Origin of the sequence: Pseudomonas sp. RIT-To-2 (genome assembly GCF_029623465.1) — a bacterium.
Classification (GTDB): domain Bacteria; phylum Pseudomonadota; class Gammaproteobacteria; order Pseudomonadales; family Pseudomonadaceae; genus Aquipseudomonas; species Aquipseudomonas silvicola.
Genome location: NZ_JAPYKM010000027.1, coordinates 83,038 through 90,476 on the forward strand (window position 1 = coordinate 83,038; position 7,439 = coordinate 90,476).

7 protein-coding genes are annotated in these 7,439 nt (G+C 65.2%); 3 read left to right on the forward strand and 4 right to left on the reverse strand.

Annotation, left to right across the window (positions count from 1 at the left end; all coding sequences use genetic code 11):
* Positions 1-80 precede the first annotated feature (80 nt).
* From QBK88_RS21665 to QBK88_RS21680, 4 genes are all read right to left on the reverse strand, one after another.
* A complete protein-coding gene (locus QBK88_RS21665) occupies positions 81-887 on the reverse strand; it encodes an ABC transporter substrate-binding protein (protein ID WP_268143684.1) in 807 nt (268 codons plus the stop codon).
* Positions 888-1,093: 206 nt separating this feature from the next.
* A complete protein-coding gene (locus tag QBK88_RS21670; protein ID WP_277963655.1) occupies positions 1,094-1,441 on the reverse strand; it encodes a hypothetical protein in 348 nt (115 codons plus the stop codon).
* A gap of 11 nt (positions 1,442-1,452) precedes the next feature.
* On the reverse strand, positions 1,453-2,682 hold the full coding sequence (locus tag QBK88_RS21675; protein ID WP_277963656.1) for an SfnB family sulfur acquisition oxidoreductase: 1,230 nt from the start codon (positions 2,680-2,682) through the stop codon (positions 1,453-1,455).
* Positions 2,683-2,762: 80 nt separating this feature from the next.
* Complete coding sequence (locus QBK88_RS21680) at positions 2,763-3,341, reverse strand: sigma-70 family RNA polymerase sigma factor (RefSeq protein WP_277963657.1); 579 nt, start codon at positions 3,339-3,341, stop codon at positions 2,763-2,765.
* A 307-nt stretch (positions 3,342-3,648) separates the two neighbouring features.
* Between QBK88_RS21680 and QBK88_RS21685 the strand changes: the two genes are divergently transcribed.
* From QBK88_RS21685 to QBK88_RS21695, 3 genes are all read left to right on the forward strand, one after another.
* A complete protein-coding gene (locus QBK88_RS21685; protein ID WP_277963658.1) occupies positions 3,649-5,976 on the forward strand; it encodes a TonB-dependent receptor domain-containing protein in 2,328 nt (775 codons plus the stop codon).
* Position 5,977: 1 nt separating this feature from the next.
* Positions 5,978-7,192 (forward strand): dipeptidase, encoded by a 1,215-nt coding sequence (locus tag QBK88_RS21690; protein WP_277963659.1) that lies wholly within the window; start codon positions 5,978-5,980, stop codon positions 7,190-7,192.
* A 44-nt stretch (positions 7,193-7,236) separates the two neighbouring features.
* On the forward strand, positions 7,237-7,439 hold a 203-nt coding region (locus QBK88_RS21695), incomplete at its 3' end, for a hypothetical protein (protein WP_277963660.1).

Genomic DNA, 7,439 nt, shown 5'->3' on the forward strand with positions numbered 1-7,439 from the left:
GAGGGTGCTTATCCAGATCAAGCAGAAACAGGCCCGCGCACCGGAGTGCGCAGGCCATTTGACGAACCGCGGGGGTCAACTCAGGACTTGTCGCCGATCTTGAACAGCCGCGCCAGCGGGGTGCTGGTCTGCGGGCCGAACCAGGTGTCGTAGATCTTCTGCGCCTGGCCGTCCTTCTCCAGCTCCACCAGGGTCTGGTTGACGAAATCGGTCAGCGCCGTCTCGCCCTTGGGCAGGCCCACGCCAATCAGGTCGTTGGAAATGGTGAACGGCGGTACTTCGTACTTGTCGCGGTCCGGCACGTTGGCCAGCAGGCCGATCAGCTTGGGGCCGTCCTGGGTAATGGCCTGGACGTTGCCGTTGCGCAGTGCGGTGAAGGCGAACGGGGTATCGTCATAGGCCACCACCTTGGCGCCGGGGAATTTCTCCCGCAGCACGCCTTCGTTGGTGGTGCCTTTGTCGACGCCCACGCGCCAGGTGTTCAACTGATCCTGGGACGTGAGGGTGCCTTTCTTGACGATGAACTGCTGGCCCGACGCGAAGTACGGGGTACTGAAGTTGACCTGCTGGGCACGCTCAGGGGTGATGGTGAAGTTGGCCAGTACCAGGTCAACCTTGTTCGACACCAGCAACGGCACGCGGTTGGCCGGGTTGGTGGATTGCAGTTGCAGCTTGACACCCAGCTTGGCGGCGATGGCCTTGGCGTAATCCACGTCCAGGCCTTCGATCTGGTGGGTCTTGGCATCGACGAAGCCGAAGGGCGGGTTGCTGTCGAAGGCAGCTACGCGCAACACACCGGCTTTCTTGATATCTTCCAGGCGGTCGGCATGGGCAATGCCGGACAGCAACGCCAGGGACAGTGCAGCAAGGGCAGTCAGTTTTTTCATGGAGTGTCGACTTCCTGTATGGGCAGTTGGGCGAAGCGCCCGAGGCAGGAAGTCTTGCAGCACGGCGAAAAAACCAAAAGGAATATAATATTATTTGTTAATGCCTATAAGTAATAACCGTAATAGCGGCCATGGCCGCATCACTGGCGCTGCGCAGCATCAGGCACACCGCATGCGCCGCGTCGCGTCGAGGCCGCAAGCCACTGCTACACCGGCAGGTTGAGGTGATGGTCACCCAGCCGGCGCAGCAAGGTCGACAGCGGCTCGTCGGGCAGGCCGGCGTCGATCACCCGGCCCGTCAGGTCCAGGTGCAGCTCGCGGGCCCGCGCTTGGGCATGACGCGCCGCCAGACGCGCCTGCAGCACGACCGTGGGCGAACCCTCGGCGACGCCCTGCAGCAAGGCCTCGGCGGCTTCGATGCGCACTTGCAGATCACCGATGGCGGCAATCACCAGCGGGTCCTGGTTCAGGTCTATGGCTTTGACGTGCTGGGCCAGGCTGGCCGCGGCATCGCGGGCCACGAGCAGGTCGGCGTGTACGAGGGATTCAGACATGGGGTGCTCCTTCAGTTCCAGGCATGGCGCGGCGGGTGAACGCCGTTGAGGTGGGCATTGCCGATCAAGTGGTATTTCCAGCGCACCGGGTCATGCAGGGTATGGGTGCGCGCATTGCGCCAGAAACGGTCAAGGCCGCGGCGCTCGCTGACGGTACGGGTGCCACCCAGTTCCAGCAGACGGCTGGCGGCCAGCAGGGCGATCTCGGTAGACAGCACCTTGGCCTGCCCCACCACCACTGAAGCCCGGGCCACGCTGGCTTCGCTCGGCTCGGCCAGGGCCTGGTCCACGGCTTCGCCGGCCTTGCGCAGAATGGCTTCGGCCGCGGCCAGGCGCCAAGCCAGGTCGCCGATCAGCGCCTGGCTGTGGGGGTCCTGCCAGCCATGCTCAAGGCCGCTGTCCGGCCATGGCCGTGCCTGGCGGGCGACCTCCAGTGTGGCGGCGAACGCCCCCCGGGCAATGCCGGTGTCCACCGCCGCCTGGATGATCTGCGACACCGGCCCATCGGCGGTGGGCTGGTCATAGGCCTTCCAGGCGGGGATCACATCACCGGCAGGTACCGTGACGTCATCCACCAGGGCACAGCCGCTGGCGGTGATGCGCTGGCCGAAGCCATCCCAGTCATTGATGATGGTCAGCCCGTGGGCATCACGTGGTACAAAGGCAATGAAGGGCCGTTGCTGCTCATCGACACCGGCCACCGGCACGATGTGGGCAAACAACGCACCGGTGCAGTAAGCCTTTTCACCGTTGAGCCGCACACGGTCACCGTCAAACTGCACGCGGGTTTCAAAGGCGGTGACCTGCTTGCTCTTGGCCTCGGAAAACGCGTTGCCGAAGCGGTAGCCGGCCAAGACCTTGGCAAAGTAGGCCTGCTTCTGCGCCTCGCTGCCGGTCAGCAGCAGGTTGTTGACCACGCCGAAATGGTTCTGCGGCAGTTGCCCCAGCGACGGGTCGGCGGCCGAGACCGTGGCGATCACCTCGCTCACCGTTACCCAGGACACGCCCGCGCCGCCGTAGGCCTGGGGCACGGTAATGGCCCACAGGCCGCTCTGGGAAAAACGCTCCAGTTCATCCCAGGGCAAGCGCCGCAGCCGGTCACGCTCCACGGCTTCGCGGGCAAAGTCTTCGGCCAGGTGCCGGGCCACCTCGATGGCCTCGGCGTCGCTGCGGATCACCCGGGCCGGTTCCCGGGGCGCCGCGGCAATACGGCCAGCGGCTTGGGGGTGTTGATCAGTCATCAATGAGGTCCTTTCCGAGGGCAATGGCTACCCGCTTTCACAAACCGGGCCAGGTTCACCCGTTCAATGCCCACGGGCACTCAATGCGCCTGGGCCACAGGCTCGGCACGCTCGCGGCGGCCACTGTGCTGATTCACTGTTGCTGTACCAACAGTGGCCGCCGGCGAATTGAAACAGCCCAGTGCCAGGGTCATCAGTTGGTGGATACGCCCCAGGGACAAGCCCAGGCGCAGGCTGATCTGCGCATAGGTCATGCCCTCCAGCTGGCTGTGCACGAACACCGCCTTGGCCTGCCCGGACAGGCCATCGAGCCGGCGGTCTATGGCGGTCAGGCTTTCGACCAGCATCAGTTGCTCCTGGGGCGAGGCATGCAAGTGTTCAGGGCCTTCGCCCACTTCGTCCAGCCAGGCCTTTTCCTGATCGCGGCGGCGCCAGCGCTCGTACAGCAGGCGTTGGGCGATGGTGGTCAGCAGGGCGCGCGGTTCGCGAATGGCGCCGGGGTCGGGCAGCATCCAGACCTTGAGAAAGGTCTCCGCGGCCAGGTCTTCGGCACTGTGGCTGCAGCCCGTACGGTAGGCAAGCCGGGTGCACAGCCAGGCGTAGTGTTGCTGGAAAATCTGCCCGATCAGTCGGGTCTTGAGTACTGCGTTCGAATCCATAGGTCCATCGTCTTCATGGACTGCACACGCCAACGGACGAGAAGGTGGTGGGCCTGCCGGGTTGAGGTTGACCTGCGTCCTGCAGGTGCCGCCAGTCTGCCCCAGCCCGAGGCACGGGATAAAAGAACAAAAAACCTGATAATGACGCTATTTGATTATAAAAAAATGTACATGTTCTAAGGGGCAAACCAAACAATCTAGAACACCACTGAAAACTTTCCCCTCTCGTTGCTCAAGGTGCTCGAGGAGCTCGCTCCCCGAGGCCACGCCAGGCCTTGTCCCCTATTGCCATTGCCAAGGACAGACAATGACCCTGCCCTCTCGTAAATTTCTGCCATGGCCCACCAGCCAGGCCCCTTGCCTGCTCGGCGGCCTGTTGCTGGGCAGCTTGTTCGCCGACCCCGCGTGGGCGGCAGACGACACCGCCACCGAACCACGCCTGGACAAGGTGGAAGTGGTGGGCGCGCGCGTCACCGAGGCCAGCGCGGCCATCGGCGAAGACAAGATCAGCAATACCCTGGCCATTTCCCACCAGGCGCTGTTGTCAGCGCCTGCCGGCACCTCGGGGCTGAAGATGCTGGAGAACCTGCCGGGTTTCAACGTGCAGGTCAACGACGCCCTGGGCCTGTACGAATTCGGCAACTCGGTATTCGTGCGCGCCTTCAACCTGCAGCAGATCGGCTTCTCCATCGACGGTGTGCCCCTGGGGCGTACCGACCAGTTCGGCGGCAGCCCTATCTACCGCTACGTCGACAACGAGAACACCGAGCGGGTCACCGCCTCCACCGGGGCCGGTGACGTGTCCCAGGCGGGCTATGCCTCCCTGGGCCCGTACGTGGATTATCAGACCAGCAACCCCACCCCCACGCCCGGGGCCAACGTCTCCTATACCTTGGGCAGCGACAGCCTGCGGCGCAGTTTCGTCAAGCTGCAGAGCGGCGAGTACCAGGGCCTGTCGGCGTACGTCAGCCGCTCGAAAATCGACGGCGACCTGTGGCGCGGACCGGGTACCATCGACCGCGAACACATCGAGGCCAAGGTGCGCTACCGCTTCGGCGACCACAATGAGGTGTGGCTGCGTTCGGTGTACAACTCGTTCTACGACTACGACTCGCCGTCCATCACCCTGGCTCAGTACCACGGCACCGCCAACGACCCGTTCGGGCGCTCGGGCCGCGACTTCGCCTACCTGGGCAGCGTGCCCACCCTGGCCGAAACCGTGCCGGGGGTGCGCTACAGCAACCCCAACTACAACCAGTACTACAAGCAGGCGGTGAACCAGCGGCGCGATACCCTGACCAGCCTGGGCGGCACCTTCGAGATCAGCCCGGACCTGACCAACTACACCACCCTGTACTACGAGGCCAAGAAAGGCTTCGGCGTGTCTCCCGAGTCCTACGCCACTTCACTGGCCTTGCACAACGCTGAAAGCAATGTCGCCGGGCTGTATGAGCCCAATGGCGTGCAGTACGGCCTGTCGTCCCTGAGCGGCCACCGCTTCGGCGGGCTGACCGGCCTGCGCTGGAATACCGGCCAGCACGAAATCGACACCGGCCTGTGGGCCGAGACCGACGTGTTCAACCGCCAGCAGGCGCGCTACAACCTCAGCGACGGCAGCCCCGACGGCGAGCCCCTGCTGGATGAGCCGGTGCACTTGCAGGGTGACTTCACCTCCACGCGCAACTCATTGCAATTTCATGTGAAAGACACCTGGTCCCTGCTGGACGAACGCCTGCGCCTGCAATACGGCTTCAAGAGCCTGCACCTGGATTACCGCATCGAGGGCTACCGCAACGCGGGCGACTACATCAACGAGCGTCAGCCGCGCCTGAGCACTGAATGGAACGACGCGTTCCTGCCGCAGGTGGGCCTGGTGTACAACCTGACCGGTGACAGCCAGGTGTTCGCCTCGTACTCGGAAAACATGGCCCTGCCCCGCGGCGCCGATGACATCTACCGTGCCGGCAGCCCATCGGTACCGGCGCCCGAGGCGGAGCGCTCGAAGAACTACGAAGTGGGCTACCGCCTCAACCACCCCACCTTCAACGCGGCCTGGGCGCTGTACCGCACCGACTTCGACAACCGCCTGCAGTCGTTCGCCTCGCCGGTACCGGGCAGCAGCCAGGTTGAAACCTACTACCAGAACGTCGGCAAGGTGGTGGCCTACGGCAGTGAGCTGAGCGGCCAGTGGAAACCCCCGGTGCTGGGCAGCAAGGTGGTGTTCAACGGCAGCGCCACCTACAACAAGTCCACGTTCAAGAACGATGCCGCGGGCCTGTCCCTGCGCGGCAACGACGTGCCCGACAGCCCGCGCTGGATGGCTCAGGCCGGGGTCACCTACGAGCTGGCGCCCTGGGCGTTGCTGAACTTCACCGGGCGTTTCACCGGCGAGCGCTACAGCAACTTCACCAACACCGAATCGGTGCCCGGCTACACCGTGTACAGCGCCTACCTGGACCTGGGCGGCCAGCAAGTGCACTACGGCCCGCTGAAGAACGTGAAGCTGCGCTTCAACCTCGACAACCTCTTCGACAAGGACTACCTGGGCTACATCTACACCACCAGCGACGGCGCGGCATCGTACCGCCCCGGCTCGCCACGCACCTTCCAGACCACCCTGAGCATGGAGTTCTGATATGCACCTGCGCCTTTGCGCCCTGACCCTGGCCTTGCTGCCCTGGCTGGCCCACGCCGATGACACGGTAGTGAGCCCCGCCACCCTGGCCTTGCACCAGCGCTTGCTGGTGCTGGACAGCCACCTGGATACCCCCCTGGACCTGACCCGCCCCGGCTGGGACATTACCCAACGCCACGACTACCGCCAGGACGGTAGCCAGGTGGACGTGCCGCGCATGATCGAAGGCGGGCTGGACGGTGGCTTCTTCGCGGTGTACACGCCTCAGCAACCGCTGACCGATGAAGGCCGCGCGTACGCCAGCGCCTACGGCCTGGCGACCTTGACGCGCATCCGCGACATGATCGACCGCAACCCGGACACCTTCGCCCTCGCGCTCACCCCCGAAGACGCCCGGCGCATCGCCGCCCAAGGCAAGCGCGTGGTGTTCATCAGCATGGAAAACGCCGAGCCGCTGGCCGCCGACCCTGCCCTGCTGAACACCTACTACCGCCAAGGCTTGCGCATGCTCGGCCTGGTGCACTTTGCCGACAACGAACTGGCCGACTCGGCCACCGCGCTCCCGCACTGGAAAGGCCTGAGCCCGGAGGGCCGGCAATTGGTGACCCAGGCCAACCGCCTGGGTATTCTGCTGGACGTGTCCCATGCCAGCGACGCGGTGTTCGACCAGATACTGGCGCAGTCCACCGCGCCCATCATTGCCTCGCACTCCAGCAGCCGCGCGGTCAACCCGCACCCGCGCAACCTCGATGACGCGCGCCTGCGTCAACTGGCCGCCAAGGGCGGGGTGGTGCAGGTCAATACCTACAGCGATTACCTGGTACCGCTCAAGCCCAACCCGGAGCGCAACAAGGCCCTGGCCGCCCTCGGCGCACGCTTCCACAACCTGGCCGCGCTGAGCCCGGAGCAGAGCCATGCGCTGTACCAGGATTACCACGCCATCGACACGAAGTACCCGCAACCCAAGGCCGACCTGGACGTGTTCATGAAGCACCTGTTGCACATTCTGCAGGTGGTGGGGCCGGAGCATGTGGGCATCGGTGCCGACTGGGACGGTGGTGGTGGCGTGACGGGGCTGGAGGACGTCAGCCAGTTGCCGAAGATCAGCCAGCGCCTGCTGGACGCCGGCTATAGCGAGAAGGACCTGGCCAACATCTGGGGCGGCAACCTGCTGCGCGTGCTGCAGGCGGCGCAGGATGGGGCGGCCAAAGGCTGACAGCGGGCCGGCCGCTACGGGGGCGCGTGCGCCGCGTCGGCGGCATGCGCCCAGGTTCGCACGTGCCGTTGCACGACCGGGCGCCAGCTCGGAAAGCGGACAACGCGGTCGACCTGGCGGGCCCCTTCCCGAGCTTCGCCCGGTCCCACAGGGTTGCCGTGGCCGCGTCGGCGATGCACGCGCCAGGCTTGCGCGTGCCGTTGTGGAACCGGGCGCCAGCTCGGGAAGCGGACAACGCGGTCGACCT

What these genes read in the sequence shown, in the direction of transcription:
- QBK88_RS21665 (WP_268143684.1), bottom strand. Translation starts at nt 887, where the DNA reads ATGAAAAAACTGACTGCCCTTGCTGCACTGTCCCTGGCGTTGCTGTCC.
- QBK88_RS21670 (WP_277963655.1), bottom strand. Translation starts at nt 1,441, where the DNA reads ATGTCTGAATCCCTCGTACACGCCGACCTGCTCGTGGCCCGCGATGCC.
- QBK88_RS21675 (WP_277963656.1), bottom strand. Translation starts at nt 2,682, where the DNA reads ATGACTGATCAACACCCCCAAGCCGCTGGCCGTATTGCCGCGGCGCCC.
- QBK88_RS21680 (WP_277963657.1), bottom strand. Translation starts at nt 3,341, where the DNA reads ATGGATTCGAACGCAGTACTCAAGACCCGACTGATCGGGCAGATTTTC.
- QBK88_RS21685 (WP_277963658.1), top strand. Translation starts at nt 3,649, where the DNA reads ATGACCCTGCCCTCTCGTAAATTTCTGCCATGGCCCACCAGCCAGGCC.
- QBK88_RS21690 (WP_277963659.1), top strand. Translation starts at nt 5,978, where the DNA reads ATGCACCTGCGCCTTTGCGCCCTGACCCTGGCCTTGCTGCCCTGGCTG.